The organism is Streptomyces sp. CBMA29, assembly GCF_014596445.1.
In the GTDB taxonomy this organism is placed as follows: Bacteria; Actinomycetota; Actinomycetes; order Streptomycetales; family Streptomycetaceae; genus Actinacidiphila.
This window is the reverse complement of sequence record NZ_MECL01000238.1, coordinates 1-16,779: the sequence shown is the minus strand read 5'-3', so window position 1 is coordinate 16,779 and position 16,779 is coordinate 1. Positions and strand designations below refer to the sequence as shown.

15 protein-coding genes are annotated in these 16,779 nt (G+C 71.6%); 7 read left to right on the top strand and 8 right to left on the bottom strand.

Going from position 1 to position 16,779, the window contains the following annotated elements:
• Positions 1-26 precede the first annotated feature (26 nt).
• Positions 27-500: an Lrp/AsnC family transcriptional regulator gene (locus BGM09_RS32960; RefSeq protein ID WP_188285412.1), complete on the bottom strand. Its 474-nt coding sequence runs from the start codon at positions 498-500 to the stop codon at positions 27-29.
• Positions 501-600: 100 nt separating this feature from the next.
• Between BGM09_RS32960 and BGM09_RS32955 the strand changes: the two genes are divergently transcribed.
• Both BGM09_RS32955 and BGM09_RS32950 read left to right on the top strand, forming a co-directional pair.
• Positions 601-1,041, top strand: a complete 441-nt coding sequence (locus BGM09_RS32955) for a DUF2000 domain-containing protein (RefSeq protein WP_188285411.1) — start codon at positions 601-603, stop codon at positions 1,039-1,041.
• A gap of 164 nt (positions 1,042-1,205) precedes the next feature.
• On the top strand, positions 1,206-3,293 hold the full coding sequence (locus BGM09_RS32950) for a SpoIIE family protein phosphatase (protein WP_188285410.1): 2,088 nt from the start codon (positions 1,206-1,208) through the stop codon (positions 3,291-3,293).
• A gap of 39 nt (positions 3,294-3,332) precedes the next feature.
• On the opposite strand, the gene BGM09_RS32945 is transcribed toward BGM09_RS32950, so the two are convergent.
• On the bottom strand, positions 3,333-3,944 hold the full coding sequence (locus BGM09_RS32945; protein ID WP_188285409.1) for a LysE/ArgO family amino acid transporter: 612 nt from the start codon (positions 3,942-3,944) through the stop codon (positions 3,333-3,335).
• Positions 3,945-4,012: 68 nt separating this feature from the next.
• On the opposite strand from BGM09_RS32945, the gene BGM09_RS32940 reads away from it, so the two are divergent.
• Complete coding sequence (locus BGM09_RS32940; protein ID WP_188285408.1) at positions 4,013-4,978, top strand: LysR family transcriptional regulator ArgP; 966 nt, start codon at positions 4,013-4,015, stop codon at positions 4,976-4,978.
• 82 nt (positions 4,979-5,060) lie between these two features.
• Here BGM09_RS32940 and BGM09_RS32935 read toward each other — a convergent pair whose 3' ends face one another.
• The 3 genes from BGM09_RS32935 to BGM09_RS32925 form a co-directional block, all read right to left on the bottom strand.
• Complete coding sequence (locus BGM09_RS32935) at positions 5,061-7,907, bottom strand: glycoside hydrolase family 3 C-terminal domain-containing protein (RefSeq protein WP_188285407.1); 2,847 nt, start codon at positions 7,905-7,907, stop codon at positions 5,061-5,063.
• Positions 7,908-8,240: 333 nt separating this feature from the next.
• Positions 8,241-8,963 carry an excalibur calcium-binding domain-containing protein gene (locus BGM09_RS32930; RefSeq protein WP_188285406.1) on the bottom strand — a complete coding sequence of 241 codons (723 nt, stop codon included), beginning with the start codon at positions 8,961-8,963 and terminating at the stop codon, positions 8,241-8,243.
• Positions 8,964-9,051: 88 nt separating this feature from the next.
• Complete coding sequence (locus BGM09_RS32925; protein ID WP_188285405.1) at positions 9,052-9,390, bottom strand: hypothetical protein; 339 nt, start codon at positions 9,388-9,390, stop codon at positions 9,052-9,054.
• Between the two features lie 118 nt (positions 9,391-9,508).
• On the opposite strand from BGM09_RS32925, the gene ykgO reads away from it, so the two are divergent.
• Together ykgO and BGM09_RS32915 are read left to right on the top strand one after the other, a co-directional pair.
• Positions 9,509-9,631, top strand: a complete 123-nt coding sequence (gene ykgO, locus BGM09_RS32920; RefSeq protein WP_188285404.1) for a type B 50S ribosomal protein L36 — start codon at positions 9,509-9,511, stop codon at positions 9,629-9,631.
• Between the two features lie 268 nt (positions 9,632-9,899).
• Positions 9,900-10,559 (top strand): zinc ribbon domain-containing protein, encoded by a 660-nt coding sequence (locus tag BGM09_RS32915; RefSeq protein ID WP_188285403.1) that lies wholly within the window; start codon positions 9,900-9,902, stop codon positions 10,557-10,559.
• Positions 10,560-10,671: 112 nt separating this feature from the next.
• On the opposite strand, the gene BGM09_RS32910 is transcribed toward BGM09_RS32915, so the two are convergent.
• Positions 10,672-11,322, bottom strand: a complete 651-nt coding sequence (locus BGM09_RS32910; RefSeq protein ID WP_188285402.1) for a TetR/AcrR family transcriptional regulator — start codon at positions 11,320-11,322, stop codon at positions 10,672-10,674.
• 40 nt (positions 11,323-11,362) lie between these two features.
• Entirely contained in the window at positions 11,363-12,835 is a 1,473-nt protein-coding gene (locus BGM09_RS32905) for an MFS transporter (protein WP_188285401.1), read from the bottom strand.
• A gap of 249 nt (positions 12,836-13,084) precedes the next feature.
• Here BGM09_RS32905 and BGM09_RS32900 point away from each other — a divergent pair, with 249 nt between their 5' ends.
• Positions 13,085-14,176, top strand: a complete 1,092-nt coding sequence (locus tag BGM09_RS32900; RefSeq protein WP_188285400.1) for a lytic polysaccharide monooxygenase — start codon at positions 13,085-13,087, stop codon at positions 14,174-14,176.
• Positions 14,177-14,300: 124 nt separating this feature from the next.
• Positions 14,301-15,035, top strand: a complete 735-nt coding sequence (locus BGM09_RS32895; protein WP_188285399.1) for a class I SAM-dependent methyltransferase — start codon at positions 14,301-14,303, stop codon at positions 15,033-15,035.
• Positions 15,036-15,108: 73 nt separating this feature from the next.
• Here the strand turns inward: BGM09_RS32895 and BGM09_RS32890 are convergent, their stop codons facing one another.
• Positions 15,109-16,614, bottom strand: coding sequence for an alpha/beta hydrolase family esterase (locus BGM09_RS32890; protein WP_188285398.1), 1,506 nt, complete (start codon positions 16,612-16,614; stop codon positions 15,109-15,111).
• Positions 16,615-16,779: the final 165 nt, after the last annotated feature.

The window sequence follows — 16,779 nt, the reverse complement described above, 5'->3', positions numbered from 1 at the left end:
CTCCGGCCTGTGCGCCGCGGACCCGGTCAGCGCGCGGCGGGCCCGGCCGGGTCGACGCGGTGCCGCTGTACGTGTTCGTACGCCATCGTCGTCTGCACGTCGGCGATCTCGCGGCGCTCGGTGAGCCGGTCGATGACGAAGGCGTAGACGCCGTTCACGTCGGGGACCGCGATGTGGATCAGGAAGTCGTGCGGGCCCGAGGTGACGAACAGGCCGATCACCTCGGGCAGTGTGGCGGCCCACTCGCGGAAGCCCTCGATGACCGGCCGGGCGGGCGGCCTGACCCGTACCGCGATCAGCGCCTGCACCGGGCGGCCGATCGCTTCGAGGTCCAGAGCCGCGTGGTAGCCGGTGATCACCCCGCGGTCGCGCAGCTGCTTGACGCGTTCGAGCGAGGTGGAGGGGGAGACGCCGGTCTTGGCGGCGAGATCGCGGTTGGTCTGCCGTGCGTCGTGCTGCAATTCCCCCAGCAGAGCCTGGTCCAGCGGATCAAATTCCACGATAGTCCCTATCTGCCTGATGAAGTGCGGTAGCGCTAAGAAAAGACGGCACGTGTGCCTAGTCTAAGCGGCGGATTCCCGATCGAATGGAGGGCGCCGCATGGACGTGCGCACGGACCTGTCGACCCGGCAGGCGAAACTCAAATGGGTCATCGTCGTGGACGAGGCACTGCCCGCCGGGCGGCTGGTGAACGCCGCCGCCTGCATGGCCGCCTCGGTCGGCAAGGAACTGCCCGACCTGGTGGGGCGCGGCGGCGAGGACGCCTCGGGCGCCGTGCACCCCGGCCTGCCCTGGGCGGGCTGCTCCGTCCTCGCCGCCGACGCCGGCACGCTGCGTGAGCTGCGCGGCAAGGCGGCGGCCAAGGACGGTGTCCTGGTGGTCGACATGCCCGAGGCGGCCCAGACCTCGCGGGTCTACGACCAGTATCTGGACCTGCTCGCGGGCACCAAGGGCGAGGACGTGGCGTACAGCGCGATCAGCCTGGTGGGCCCGCGCAACGCGGTGGACCGGCTGGTCGGCAGGCTCCCGCTGCTGCGCTGAGCGCGAGTGCGGCGGCCGGCCGCCGCGGGATCGCGGGTGCGTACGCACGGGCCCGCCGCGTATCCGCCGGTACGTATCCGCGCGTGCGCCCCGTACCCGCCGGTACGCGCTTGTCCCGCCGCTCCCGACGCGCCCGGCGGCGCCAGTCGGGCGATGATCGAGGGATGAGGCGTACCGGTCGCGAGATGGGCGTCCCCGAGCTGGAGCCCGAGGTGTTCGACCGCGCCATCGTGGCCGTGGCCCTGACGTCGGGCCCCGAGCACCGGATGGTGTACTACAACGACGCCTTCCACGACCTGTTCGGACCGCGCCCGCTGGGCGTCCGGGCGGCCGAGGTGTTCGACGATCCGCACGCGTCGCCGTATCTCGACCGCCTCGACGTGGTCTATACGGACAAGACGTCACACCAGGTGACCAGCCCGCGCACCACTGAGGACAGCACCCCCGGCGGCCCCGGACGGCGGCACTTCGTCTACAGCCTCTCGCCGGTCGTGTCCCGGCACGGCCCCGGCGTGCTGACCGTCGCGATCGACACCACGGCCCATGTCGAGGCTACCGAGCGCGCCGAGGAGCTGTCGGAGGAGCGGCACCAGGCGTTGCAGCGCTACGAGGCGCTGATGTCGGCCGTCTCGCAGATCGTCTGGCTCATGCGGCCCGACGGTGCGATCACCGAGCTGGTCGGCGGCTTCGAGGAGTTCACCGGGCTGCCGTGGCGGTCCAGGATCGACGAGGTGTGGCTGGAATCGGTGCATCCGCACGACCGGGCCGGGCTCCTCCAGACCTTCCAGGAGGCGGCGACCGGGCCGCCCACGATGTTCGTGTGCACCTTCCGGATGCGTACGGCGACCGGCGCGTACCGGCGCGTGCAGTCACGGGCGGTGCCGGTCGTGCGCGACGGCGAGACCGTCGAGTGGATCGGCACCACCTCCGACGTCGAGGACCAGTGGCGCAACCGGCTGCGCGAGCGGCTGCTGGCCCGTGTCGCCACCGTCACCGCCGCGCAGGACGTGGCCCAGGCGTTCGGCGCGACGGCCGCGGCGGTCGTACCGGAGCTGACCGACGCCTGCGTGGTGTTCCTGCTGCCCGCCGTGGGGCTGCCGGGTCCCGGCCCCGGCGGGGCGCCCACCGCCACCCGGATCGCCGCGACGGCCAGGGCGGGACTGCCCGACCTGCCGCCGCTGAACGACCAGTCGTACCAGGTCGGCCCGGTCGTCCAGCAGGTGATCGAGAGCCGCAGGCCACGGCTGGTGACCTTCCCCAGCGGCGAACCGCCGCCCGGCATCGTCCCCGACGTGTCCACCGCCTGGCTGCGCAGGGTCAGGGCCACCAGCCTCACCATCGTGCCGATCGTCATCGACGCGGCCGTGGTCGCCTTCGCCGTCGCGGCGGCCTGCTCCGACAGCCCCCCGCCGGGCCCCGCCGACCTCGCGCTGCTCGGCGAGATCCTGCACGAGGTGCGCGACCCGCTGCGGCAGGCGCTGGAACTCCAGCGCACCCGGCACACCGCCCTCACCCTCCAGCGGGCCCTGCTCACCCCCACCCCGCGCGTGCCGGGCGCCGAACTGGCCGCGCACTACCAGCCCGCCAGCAAGACCGCCGAGATCGGCGGCGACTGGTACGACGCGCTGCTGCTCCCCGACGGCTCGGTGGCCCTCACCATCGGCGACATCGCGGGCCACGACCTGGAGGCGGCCACGTCGATGAGCCAACTGCGCAGCATGCTCCGCGTCATCGCCTACGACCAGGTCCACCCCGGCACGCCCGCCGACGGCCTCGCCCGGCTCGACCGCGTCGCCGACGGCCTCGGCATCGCGCCGCTGGTCACCGCCGTCCACGCACAGCTCACGCCGGGGCCGGGCGGCGGCTGGCACGCCGCCTGGTCCAACGCGGGTCATCCGCCGCCGCTGCTGCTCCCGGTCGCAGGGGCGCCGCGCTTCCTCCAGGGCGAGGGGCCCGACCTGCCGCTGTGTGTCGACCCGGCGCTGCCCCGCGCCACCTGGCACCACGAACTGCGCATCGGCGACACGCTGTTGCTCTACACCGACGGGCTGATCGAGGTGCCGGGCACCGACCTCACCGAGGGCATGGCGCATCTGGCCGCGCACGCCGAGGAGGCACAGTCCGACGGGGTGACCCTGGCCGCGCTCTGCGCCAGGCTGCTGGCCGCCGCCGACTCGCGGCGCGACGACGCGGCCGTGATCGGCTTCCGGCCGATCGCCCAGGGACGGGTGTGGACGGGGATGTGGGGCTGAGAGGGGGTCGGGGGCGTCGCCCCGGTCACCGCCGGTTCCTCAGAGCCGCACCACCATCACCACGCCCAGCGTCACCATCGTGACGGCGATGACCCCGTCGAGGACCCGCCAGGAGCCGGGCCGGGAGAAGGGCCGCCGCAGCAGCCGGGCGCCGAAGCCGAGCGCGCCGAACCACAGGACGCTGCCGGACGCGGCCCCGACGGCGAACGGCCAGCGGCCACCGCCGTATCCGTTGGCCACCGACCCGAGCAGGAGCACGGTGTCCAGGTACACATGCGGATTGAGCCAGGTCATGGCGAGGCAGGTGAGGACGGCCGCGCGCGGTGTGCCGCCGCTCGCGCCCGCCGGGTCGAGGCGTTCCGGGTGCAGCGCGCGGCGGGCGGCGAGCAGGCCGTAGCCGACCAGGAAGGCGCCGCCGACCCACGCCGCGACCGTGACGGCCGAGGGCCAGGCGTGCACCACGGCGCCGATCCCGCTCACGCCGAGGGCGATCAGTGCCGCGTCCGACAGCGCGCAGATCGCGACGACCGCGGCGACATGCTCCCGGCGGATGCCCTGCCGCAGGACGAAGGCGTTCTGGGCGCCGATGGCGACGATGAGCGACAGGCCGGTGCCAAGACCCGCCAGAGCCGCGACAAGGGCTGCGTGCATGTGACGAGGCTATGAGAGCCCATGTCATCAATCCAGCTAATGATTCTTAGGTAGCATAAGGAATTGTGATGATGGATCTCCCGCTGGACCAGGTCCGCACGCTGCTCGCCGCCGTTGACGAGGGCACCTTCGAGGCCGCGGCGCAGACCCTGCACGTCACGCCGTCCGCGGTCAGTCAGCGCGTCAAGGCGCTGGAACAGCGCACCGGACGCGTCCTGCTGCTGCGCACCAAGCCGGTACGGCTGACCGAGTCCGGGGAGATCGTCGTCCGTTTCGCACGCCAGCTGACCCGGCTGGAGCGGGACGCCAGCGCCGAACTGGGGCTGTCCGACGAGACCGCCGGTACGACGGCGCTGCCGATCGCGGTCAACGCCGACTCGCTCGCCACCTGGTTCCTGCCCGCCCTCGCCGAGGTCCCGGCCGGTCTGCCGGTCTGCTTCGACCTGCGCTGCGACGACCAGGACCACACCACCGGGTGGCTGCGGCAGGGGCTGGTGATGGCGGCGGTCACCTCCTCGCCGGAGCCCGTGCAGGGCTGCACGGTCCGCGCGCTCGGCCGCATGCGGTACCGCGCCATGGCCTCGCCCGGCTTCCACGCGCGATGGCTGTCGGGCGCGCCGCTGCGGGCGGCGCTGCCGGACGCGCCCCTGGTGGACTTCGACCGCAAGGACGACCTCCAGGACCGCTTCCTGCGCGCCCTCGCGCCGCGCCGCGGTGCGGGCGCCCCGGTCACGGGCCGCGCCGCGAATCCTCCGGTCACCCGGCGCGCCCGGCACTACGTCCCCTCCTCCGACTCCTTCGTGACGGCCGTCGCGGCGGGGCTCGGCTGGGGGATGATCCCCGAGGTGCAGGCCGTGGGGCACCGCGGGGACGGGACGCTGGTCGACCTCGCCTTCGAACGGCCCGTCGACGTCCCCCTCTACTGGCAGCAGTGGAAGCTCGACTCCCCGGCGCTGGCGGCCGTCGCCGAGGCCGTGGTGCGTACGGCGGCGGTCGCGCTCAAGGACCCCGAGGGCGCGCAGGCGGCGGGCTGACGCGGACCGGCCGGGGCGTGTGTGCGCACGCCCCGGCCGGTCACCGCCGGATGTCCACCGGCGAGTCACTCGTACGCGCCGGTTACCCGTACGCGTTGAACTCCGCGATCGACCACCAGGACGTGGCGCTGCCGGTCTGGGTCACCCGGATGTAGCGGGCGGCCTGCGCGGGGAAGGTCGCTGTGACCAGCGCGGCGGAACCCGTGCCGGTGGCCACCGGGGCGCTCCAGGTGGTGCCGTTGGCCGACAGCGCGACCTGGTAGCCGCGGGCGTAGTCGCTCGCGCTGCCCGCCGAGTCCATCGTGATCTGGTCGACGGTGTGCGACGCGCCCATGTCGACGGTCACCGTCTGGCCGTTGGACATCGGCGTGCCGGTGCTCCAGCGCGTCGCCGCGTCCCCGTCCAGCATCCGCGCGGCCACGTCCCCGCCGCCGGTCGCCGAGGCGGACGCCGTCCACCCCGTACGGGACAGCAGGGAGTGACCGCCGCCGCCGTTGCCCGCGGGGATGGTGGTTTGGCCGGTGAGGCGGATGTCGCGGGAGGAGGAGCCGACGTAGACGGCGTTCGTGCCGGCCGCGTTGGTCCAGGTGGTGGTCCAGTTCTGGAAGCTGCGGGCGTCCAGGGTGACCGAGACGTGCTGGCTCTGGCCGGGGTTGAGGCTGACGCGCTGGAAGCCCCGCAGGCTCTTGGGTGGTTCACCCGTCGTGGCGGGTTGTCCGACGTAGACCTGGGCGACTTCGGCGCCTGCTCGTGTGCCGGTGTTGGTGATGTCGAAGCCGACGGCGACGTTGCCGTTGCTGTCGGGTGCGCCGACGGTCAGGCCGGAGTAGCCGAAGGTCGTGTAGGACAGGCCGAAGCCGAAGGGATAGGCCGGGGTTTTGTTCTGTGAGTCGTACCAGCGGTAGCCGACGTTGATGCCTTCGCTGTACTGCACGGTGTTGTTCTGGCCGGGCCATTGGGCGGTGGTGTGGGCGGGGACGTCGGCGAGGGAGGCGGGGAAGGTGACGGGCAGTTTGCCGGAGAAATTCGTGTCGCCGTACAGCAGCCGGGCGATGGCCGTGCCGTCCTCCTGGCCCGGATACCAGTTCTCGATGATGCCCCGCACCGCGTTGGCCCACGGCATCGTCACCGCCGAGCCGCTGTTGACGACCACGACCGTGTTGGGGTTGGCCGCCGCCACATCGGTGACGAGCTGATTCTGCGCGGCGGACAGGTCGATGGACGACAGGTCGCCGCCCTCGGACTCGAAGTTGCTCACGAAGACCACCGCGAGGTCCGAGGAGCGGGCCGTCGCGACCGCCTGGTCGTGCAGCGACAGGCCCGGTATCTGCCAGCCGAGCGTGGCGTTGCTGCCGCCGCCCGCCTGGTAGTAGTCCACCTCGATGCTCACCGGCGCGTTGGCCGTCAGGGTGATCGTGCCCGTCCGGGTGGTCGGGCCCTGGTCGAACCAGTTGTTGATGATCTGCTGGCCGTTGACGAACAGCCTGCTGCCGTCGTCACTGTTGAGCGAGAAGGTGTAGGTGCCGGTGGTCGGCGGGGTCAGCGTGCCGGTCCACTTCGCCGACCAGTTGGTGGTGTTGACCCCGGGGGCCGGGGACTGGCCGCCCCATACGTTGTCGATGGTCGGGTCCACCCGGCTCGCCACCACCGCGCCCGACAGGTCCTTGCTGTTGTGGTACTGGCCGTACAGTCCGCTGCCGGTGCCCTGCGAGGGCTTGAGGTACGTACTGCCGACCGGCGAGAGCGAACCGTTCGCCGACGCGACGCCCTGCGCGTACGTCACCGTGGTGCCGCTGCCCGCGCGGGACGTGAGGCCCTGGTACGGCGTGATCACGTGCGGCGCGTTCACGCCCGCGCTGCCGCCGCCCTGCGTCATCGCGCCCGTGCCCGCGTCGTCACCGATCACGGCCATCGACTTGACCGACGCGGCGACCGGCAGCACCGAGGAGGCGTTCTTCAGCAGGACGCTGCCCTCCTCGGCGACCTGCTGCGAGATCGCCGCGTGCGCGGGGGAGGTCACGACCGCGTTCGTGGAGCCGTTGTTGGGGTTGTCGAACAGGCCCTGGCGGAACATCGACAGCAGGATGCGGCGCACATGGTCGTCGATCGTGGCCTGCGAGACCTGGCCGTTGTTCACGGCGTTGGTGAGCGCGGTGCCGTAGTAGTCCTTGCCCGGCATCTCCATGTCCAGGCCGTTGTTGGCCGAGGCGACCGTGGAGTGGGTGCCGCCCCAGTCGGAGGTGATGAAGCCGGTGAAGCCGAGGTCGCCCTTGAGCAGGCCGTTCTGCAACGGGCCGTTCTCGCAGGCGAACGGGCCGTTGATCGCCGAGTAGGAGCACATCACCGAGTCGGCCTGGCCCTGCTTGACCGACGTCTCGAACGCCGGGGTGTAGATCTCCCGGATGGCGCGGTCGGAGACGATCGCGTTGTCCGAGGCGTTGTTGCGGTTGGTCTCCTGGTTGTAGACCACATAGTGCTTGACCTGGGCCATCGGGCCCTGGCTCTGGATGCCCTGGATGTCGGCGGCGCCCAACTGGCCCGCCAGATACGGGTCTTCGCCCATCGACTCGAAGGCGCGGCCCCAACGCGGGTCGCGCACGATGTTGATCGTCGGCGCCAGCACCACATTGGTGCCCTTGCCCCACTGCTCCGAGCCCAGCACCTTGCCGTAGTTCTGCATCAGCGCGGGGTCCCAGCTCGCCGCGCCCGCGACCGGCGCGGCCATCTGCGTCACGTCGTTGAAGCCGTCACCCGCGCCGACCGGGCCGTCCTGAAGGTGCAGCGGCGGAATGCCCAGGCGCGTGTTCCCGTCAACGCACCCGACGTACCCGCACGACGCCCCGCCGTGCAGCATCGTCAGCTTCTCCGCCTGCGTCATCGCCGCCAGCAGTTCGTCCGCACGCTGCGCGGGCGTCTGCGCCGTGTTCATCCACGGCTGCGTCGCGGCCTGCGCGGGACTTCGGCTCGCGGAGACAGCGCTTGCTCCGGTCACAAGTAAGAGCGCTGCCGCTATGGGCAGCGCCGTTCGTATCCAAGGACGTGTTCGACGCATGGGGGGACTCCAGTGTGCGGCTCGACAGCGCGTGGGAGAGCGACGGAACGCACAGTCCGCACGACGCGTGGGGGCGTCGGCAGCGGACCGCGCAAGCGACGATCGTCCCCCGCAGACCCCGTGTCAAGACTGACAGAGAGCGCTCTCCCGCCGCCGGCGGAGGTTGCGTGACGGGCCGCGCGGGGAAGCGCGCCCGGCGACCCGGTGACGTCAGGGAGCGGCGCTCTCCGACCGCTCGCAGGCCAGGCCGTCGTGATCGCGGTCGAGCTTCGGCCGATAGCGCGGATCGCCGCTCGGAATGTCGGCAACGCCGTGGTTGTGCGCGTCCGCGCAGTCCTTGTACGTGGTCGCGGGCGGCCCGGTGGTCGGCGCTTGCGAGCCCGGCACCGCGTGGACACTCGCTCCGGTGATCCGCCCGCCGCTGACGGAGTACGTGCCCTCGAAGGACTTGACGGTGCCGTCGGTCTGGACGGCGTCCAAGTGGACGGTGACAGTGCTGGGAGTGCTGCCGAGAACGGTCACGACGTCTTCGGAGGTGGAGGAGAAGCCGTTGACGAAGGCCGAGTAGGACGAGCTGACGTTCTTGCCGCCCAGCGCCCACGCCCGGCCGAAGTCACGGGCGTTGATCGCGGCGAAGTAGTCACCGACGACCGTCGTCGGGTTCGCGGCAGTGGTCGTCGTGGCGGTCGCTGTCGCTGTCGCTGTCGCTGTCGCTGTCGTGGTCGGAGCGGCGGGAGCGGTCGGTGTGGGCGGAGCGGTCGGGGTGGGCGGCGGATTCGGCGTCGTCACGGTGGTCGTCACCGTCGCTCCGGGCGCGCTCGGAGCGACGCTGACGCCCGCCGACGAATTGCCGTCCGTGCTGCCGCAGGCCGCGGCGGTGGCCGCCGTGACGGCGACCAGCAGCGTCGCGGGCAGGAGTCGTACACGGGCCATGGGACTCACCTCGAAGGTGGCTGTCCCCTTGTCCCAGACTGCGCCACCCCGGCCGCTACCGCTCGCCGATCAAGGAAGGACGCGCGCCTCAGCGGGTACCGCCCTGGTCGGCGTCCGACGGGGTGTCGGGGTCGTCCTCGGCCATGGAGCCCGGACTGGAGAAGTCGGGACTGGAGAAGCCGTGGGGCGAGATGCCCACCTCTTGGGGGACGAGGTCGTCGGCGGAGTCGGCCTCGTAGTCGGGGCCCTCGAAGGGCGGGACAACGTAGTCGGGCGGGGTGTAGTCGTGGATCTCGGGCGCGCCGGGGCTCGTGAAGTCGGGGCTGGAGAAGTCCGGGCTGGAGAAACCGGGGCTGGAGAAGTCCGACGCGTCCGCGTCCGTACCGCCCGCGCCGCCACTCGCACCGCCGTGCTGTTCGTCGCTCATCTCGGTCCCCTCACGGCGGTCCGCACCGCCTGTCCGCGGAACGGAATGAACCCGGCCGCATCACCGTTGCCATGCACACAACGAACAGTACGAGACAGAACGAGCAGGAAGGTGTCCCATGAAGGTCAGAAATTCGCTGCGCTCGCTCAAGAGCCGTCCGGGCGCCCAGATCGTCCGCCGACGCGGCAAGGTCTACGTGATCAACCGCAAGGACCCCCGTTTCAAGGCCCGTCAGGGCTGACCCCCGCGACCGGGGCGGAATCCTGGGGATCCGCCCCAACTCCCCTGTATCGGGCGTGAGCCCGTTGTCTGCGTCGTGCACCGATCAGGGTGTGCGACAGTATCCCTGGCCCGGGATCGGGCAGCAGTGCGGGACGCGGCGGACAGGCCCGGTGAGAACCGGACGGCGCGTTCGGAAACCGGCGTGGGGTGCGGGGCGTCCGTGCTGGTGGGGGTACCGGCGGGTCAGGGGGCCCGACCGGAGGTGCGCGCGCGGTGGAGGCGTGGGAATGAGTTCCGAGATCTACTTCAGCAACAACTACCGGGATCTGTGCCAGGAGCACGGCACGGGAGCGGGCTTCCAGTTCGAGTTCTCGTGCCGGCGCTGCCAGGACACCTGGCGCTCGGCCTTCGAGCCGTACACCAGCGGCCGGGTCGCCGGCTGGCTCGGCAAGGGCGTCAACGCGGCCTACGGCATGCTCGGCCGCGGCGGCTACGGCATGTCCAGCGCCGCCGACGGCCTCGCGGGCGCGGGCTTCGGCAGCGCGCGCGACAAGTCCTTCCAACGGGCGATCACCAACGCGGAGGGCCACTTCAACCGCTGCCCGCGCTGCACCGACTACGTCTGCAACCGCTGCTGGAACGCCGCTCAGGGCATCTGTCTGAACTGCGCCCCCGACACCGCCGCCGAGGCGCTCGCCGCCCAGCAGCGCGGCCTCAACGACATGGTCTCCGAGCGCGCCTACACCGTGGGCCAGCAGAACGGCCAGGCGTTCGACGTGACCGCGCCCCGCCAACTCGTCTGCCCGCAGTGCGGTACGGAGACGCGGGGCGCCGCCTTCTGCTCCGGCTGCGGCCACCGGGTCGCACAGCCGGACAACTGCGCCTCGTGCAGCGCCCCGATTCCCGAGGGCGCCGCCTTCTGCCCGGGATGCGGCGCCCGCCGCTGACGTCTAGGGCGGGTCCGCGAAGCCTCTCCCCCAGACTCCGTCCGGGAGGTGCCCCCACCGCCCGAAGGGCGGGGCTGGCGGCGCCATCAGGTCGGAGCCGCGCCAGGGGCGCCTACGCGTCCCGCGCGCAGCTCGCGCGCCCCGCGCCACTGCTGATGAGCGTCAACTGCTCGCGCGTGGCCGGGGCGTGGGTCGCGGGCGTGCCGTGGGCGCGCAGCCCCGCGAGGTGGATGTCCAGATGCCGCTGCCACGCCTCCGGCGCGACCGGGCCCGCGGTCTCCACGATGCCGCGCAGCGCCCAGGAGATGGCCATGATGTCGCCGAGCACGACGTCCGGACCGATCCGCCCGAACTCCTGCGCCTGGGCGAGGAGTTCGGTGATCAGGTCGCGCAACTGCTCGACGCAGGCCGCCTTGGAGTGGCCCACCGCCTTGACCGCGTAGCCCCGGTGGGTGCTCAGCGACTGGCCCATGGCCCGCAGATAGACCTCGAGCCCGGTGCCGTCGCGGAGCGCGAGCGCGCGGCGCGCCTCGGCGACCAGCTCGCCGAGCATCTGCCCGACGATCTCCTCGACCAGCGCCTCCTTGTTGGGGAAGCGCCGGTAGACCGTACCGACGCCCACTCCCGCGCGCGAGGCGATCAGCTCCACGCTCGCCTCCGTGCCGAATTCGGAGACGACCTCACGCGCGGCCTCGATGACCAACTGCTGGTTGCGTACGGCATCGCGCCGCATCGGCCGGTCCTGCGTGTCGCGCGCTGTCATCCGTCACTCCCGGTGGGTGCGGCCGTCCGTACGCCGGAGCTCACTCCGGCTTGTCACCCACGACCGTACCGCCGGGTACCACCGCCAACTCCGGATGCGCGGGCTCGTCCGCGAAATCCACCAGCCTGGTCTGCTGCCGGGTGACCGGGATCAGCATCGCGGCGAAGGCCGCGATCAGCAGCGCGACACCGAGCATCGCGAAGCCGTTGGTGTACCCCGACTCGCGCGGCAGGCCGTCGGCGGCCGGGTTCGAGGTGACGATGCTGGCCATCAGCGCCGCGCCGATCGAGCCGCCGATGGTGCGGATGTTGGCGTTCATGCCGCTGGCCACACCGGTCTGCTCCGGCGGCACCGCGGCGACGATCAGGCTCGACATGGCCGAGAAGGCCAGGCCGAAGCCGACGCCCATCACGCCGGTGGCGATGTACAGCTCCCAGGTCGCGCCGTGCGCGAAGGCGATCATCGCCAGCGAGACGGTGCCGATCAGCGAGCCGAGCAGGACGACGATCTTGCCGCCGATCCGCTGGGCGAGACGGCTCGCGCCCAGGCCGACGGCGAACATGGTCACCGACATCGGCAGCAGGATCAGGCCGGACTCGGTGATGCTCGATCCGAAGCCGTAGCCGGTGGACTTCGGGGTCTGCACGAATTCGGTGAGGAAGGCGAAGGTCGCGTACATACCGACACCGAAGAGCAGCGCGACCAGGTTGTTGGTCCACACCGCGGGCAGCCGCATCATCTTCATGTCGATCAGCGGTACGGCGGAGCGCAGTTCGACCTGCACCCAGGCGACGGCCAGGACGACGGCGGCGATCAGCAGGCCGATCACCTTGCCGGAGGCCCAGCCCCACACCGACGCCTGGCTCAGCGCGACCAGCAGGGCGACCAGCCAGCCGGAGAGCAGTACGGCGGGCAGCCAACTGATGCGTCCTGGCGTGCGGATCGGGGACTCGGGGACGAAGAAGTGCGCGGCCACCGCCGCGAGGATCGTCATGATCATCGGCAGCCAGAACAGCCAGTGGTAGTCCAGCACGCTGACGATGGGTCCCGCGAGGACGATGCCGAGGCCGGAGCCGACCGCGATCAGCGAGGCGATGGCGCCGACCGCGCCGTTCAGCTTCTCGCGGGGGAACTCGTCGCGGATGATGCCGAAGGCGAGCGGCAGCACACCGCCGCCGATGCCCTGGATCACACGGGCGATGATCATCACCTGCACGTTGGACGCGAGCGCGGCCAGCAGCGAGCCGACCGCGAGGGCCGACATCGTCGCCACGAAGACGCGTTCCTTGCCGATCATGTCGCCGATGCGGCCCATGATCGGGGTGAATATCGACGCCGACAGAAGGTAGGCGGTCAGCACCCAGGTGACGGTGTTCTGGTTGGTGTGCAGGCTCTCCTGGATCGTCGGCAGGACCGGGGTGACCAGGGACTGCAACAGCGCGTAGGCGGCGACACCCGCCGCCAGGACCGCGAACGTGACCTGGTGGTGCGGTCGCCGGGTCTCGGACGCCATGGAACTCCTCAAGCTTGAACCGGAACGAGCATTCCGTTAAGTGGGCAGAATATCGCATCAGGAATGACGCTTCCGTTTCGTGGCGGCCAGGTGTAACGCACCCCTCACTTCACCCCCGCTGGGAATAAACGGCGGGAACGCTGCCCCGAAGGCTCGTCCGACGCGTTTACACCTGCACCGGCAGGCGCTACTTTCCCAGCAGTGGGAGCGCTCCCATTCCCCCCACGTGCCTGAAGGGACCCACACTCCATGACCGACAGACGCCTCATTCCCGCCTGGTTACGACGGCGGGCCCTGCCCCGTCCCCGTCCGCTGCACCTCGCCCTGCTCACCGTGCTCAGCACGCTGGCCGCGCTGACCACCGTCATGCTGACCGGCGGCACCGCCGCCGCGCACGGCGCGCCGATGGCCCCCGGCAGCCGTACGTTCCTCTGCTACGAGGACGCCCTCACCAGCACCGGTGAGATCAAGCCGAAGAACGCCGCCTGCGCCTCGGCCGCCGCCACCGGCGGCACGACACCCTTCTACAACTGGTTCAGCGTGCTGCGCTCCGACGGCGCGGGCCGCACCCGCGACTTCGTGCCCGACGGAAAGCTGTGCAGCGGCGGCAACCCCACCTTCACGGGCTTCGACGCGCCGCGCGCCGACTGGCCGGTGACCCATCTGACGTCCGGCGCCTCGTTCGACTTCAAGTACAACGCCTGGGCTGCGCACCCGGGTTGGTTCTACCAGTACGTCACCAACAGCACCTACGACCCGACCAAGCCCCTCACCTGGTCCGAGATGGAGACGACGCCCTTCCTGTCCGTCGACCACCCGCCGGTCACCGGCACCGTGGGCACCCTCGACGGCTCCTACAACTGGACCGGCACCCTGCCGTCGGGCAAGACCGGCCGCCAGATCATCTACACCGTCTGGCAGCGCTCCGACAGCGCCGAGACCTTCTATAGCTGCTCCGACGTGGTCTTCGACGGCGGTCACGGCGAGGTGACCGGGGTCGGCGACGGCAGCGGTCCCACCGACCCGCCGCCCAGCGGCAGCGCCTGCACCGCCACGTACCACACCACCGGCTCCTGGCCCGGCGGCTACCAGGCCGAGGTGACGGTCGCCAACACCGGCACCGTGCCGATGCTCGGCTGGATGGTGCACTGGACCCCGCCGTCGGGGCAGACCGTCGCGAGTCTGTGGAACGGCACGCTCGGGACCATGGACGGCGGTCTGATGGCCGAGAACGCCGACTGGAACGGCTCGTTGGCCGTCGGCGCGTCCACCACCTTCGGCTATGTGGTCAACGGTGGTGCGCCCGATCCGTCCGTGGCGTTCGGCTGCCAACCGGTCTGACGCCACCTGAGCCACCCGCGCACCCCCGGCCTGCCGCCGCCTCCTCGATCCACCCGGGCGGCAGGCCGGGCGCTCGCCATGACACCGCCGCGCACGGCCGCCGGACAGGCCCTAAGGTGGCCGGATGTTCTCCGATCAGGGGCCGAGCTTCCGCGAGTTGGCGGTGCAGGCGCTCTCCTCCGTCGACCGCGGCTACGACCTGCTCGCGCCGAAGTTCGACCACACGCCGTTCCGTACGCCCGATGTCTTCCTCGACGCGGTGGCGGGCGCTCTCACGCCGCTCGGGCCCTTCGACGCGGGACTCGACGTCTGCTGCGGTACGGGCGCGGGCGTCGGGACGCTGCGGTCCCTGTGCCGGAAGCGCGTCACCGGCGTGGACTTCAGCGCGGGGATGCTGGCCGCCGCGCGCGCCGCGCACACCGGCCGCGACACCACCGAAGGCCCGGAACCGGAGTGGGTACGCGCCGACGTCCGCGCGCTGCCCTTCGACGCGGAGTTCGACCTCGCCGTCAGCTTCGGCGCCTTCGGGCACTTCCTGCCGGCCGAACGCCCCCGGCTGTTCGCCCGGGTGCGCCGCGCGCTGCGCCCCGGCGGGCTCTTCGCCTTCCCGGTCACCGCGCCGCCGCCGGTCGACTCGGCCCTGTACTGGGCGCTGTGGGGCTTCGACGCGGGGATGCGCGTGCGCAATCTGGTCTGGCGCCCGCAATTCGTCATGTACTACCGGACGTTCCCGCTGCGCGGGGTCCTCGACGACCTCGCCGGGGCCGGATTCACCGTGACGCACACGCCACTTGAGGAGTTCGGCCGCCGCCCGGACGGCAGCCCGCGCTGCCGACTGGTGCTGGCCCGCAGCACCTGACCGGTACGGGGTGCGTACCGCTCAGGTACCGCTCAGGTGCCGGTGCGCGCCGCGGGCCGGGGCGCGGCGGGAATCAGGCCGAGCAGCCGCTGTCGGCGATCACGTAGTAACCGGCCGCCGTCTCCTTCAAGGTGTGCGTGACGAAGACATTCCACAGCCCCATGTTCTGGTTGGAGCCGTTGGCGTACGTGTATCCGCCGCTCTGATGGGCGCGGCCCGCCGCGACCTGGGCGTAGTTGGTGGCGGTGAAGCACTGTCCGGAACCGCCGCCGCCCGACCCGGTGGTGGTCGCCGTGACCGCGCCCGACGCGGCGCCGACCGTCCCCGCCGAGTCGACCGCGGCGACGGTGTAGGCGTACGAAGTCCCCGCCGTCAGACCGCTGTCGGTGTACGCGGCCGAGGTGCTGGTGCCGACCTTGGTCCCGGCGCGGTAGACGGTGTACGAGGCGGCGCCGGTCACCGCCGTCCAACTCAGGCTCGCCGTCGTGCCGGTGGTGCCGGTGACCTTGAGCCCGGTCGGCGCGGGCAGCGCGCCCGTGCCCCCGCCGGAGCCGGAGTCCAGGCCCCAGAAGCGGGCGGTGTAGTAGCTGGAGCAGATCGTGTCGAGGTAGTACGCGCCGGTCGCGCCGCACTGCTCGGTGCCCGAGCCGGGATCGACGGCCAGGCCGTGTCCCATGCCGGCGATCGAGTACATCTGCACCGCGGGCTTGCCGGAACCGTCGTTGTACGTGGTCAGCGTGGTGTTGCCGGGCAGGCTCTGGGTGCTGGACGGGGTCTGGCCGATGCCCCACACATTGGTCCACTGGTCGCGCAGCTCGGTGGCGTTGACCGGGTAGACCGTGTAGTCGGAGGCGCCCTGCCAGATCGCCACCCGCGGCCACGGCCCGGTGTAACCGGGGTAGGACGCACGGACCTTGTCGCCCCACTGCGCCGGGGTGAGATTGAGGCTGCCGTACTGGCAGCCGGAGGCCGCCGTCTGACTGGTGGCGCACTGCGCGGGCAGCCCCGAGCCCACCGAGCCGCCCGCGAAGACGTCCGGGTAGTCCGCCAGCAGGTTCGCGGTCATGCCGCCGCCCGCCGACAGGCCGGTGACGTACACGCGACGGCTGTCCGAGCCGTACTGCGTGACGGCGTGGCCGACCATCGACACGACGGACGCCGCCTCGCCCTTGCCGCGGGTGTCCTTCGCGGGGTCGAACCAACTGAAGCAGGACAGCGAGTTGTTGGCCGAGCTGGTCTGCGGCAGCACGAGCGCGAAGCCCCACAGGTCGGCGTACTTCTGCCAGCCGGAGTTGGCGAAGTAGTCGCTCGCGCTCTGCCCGCAGCCGTGCAGCGCGACCACGACGGGAGCGTTCGCGGGCAGACCGGCGGGGGCGTACTCGTACATCGCCAGATTGCCGGGGTTGGAGCCGAAGGACGAGACCTGGGTGAGGCCGGCCGCGGCGGCCGGAACGGCGGTGACGACCGCGCTGAGGCAGGCGGTGAGCAGGGCGAGGACACCGAGGAGCGCGGTGGTCACGGCGCGGGCGGTCCGGGGGAGGGGTGAACGGGCGCTGCCGGGAGGCGGGTTGGGGGGCATGCGGACTCCTCGGGAAGGGGGGCGGCTCACGGTCGGCGGACACCGGCACGTCGGACGACAGCGGTAGGGGGCGTTCCTGATGTGACGGGGACCACGTGTCGGCTGGACGGTAGAACCGCCGCGGCGGCCCCAGACACGTGAAGGACCGCCACCCCTGGGCAGCGG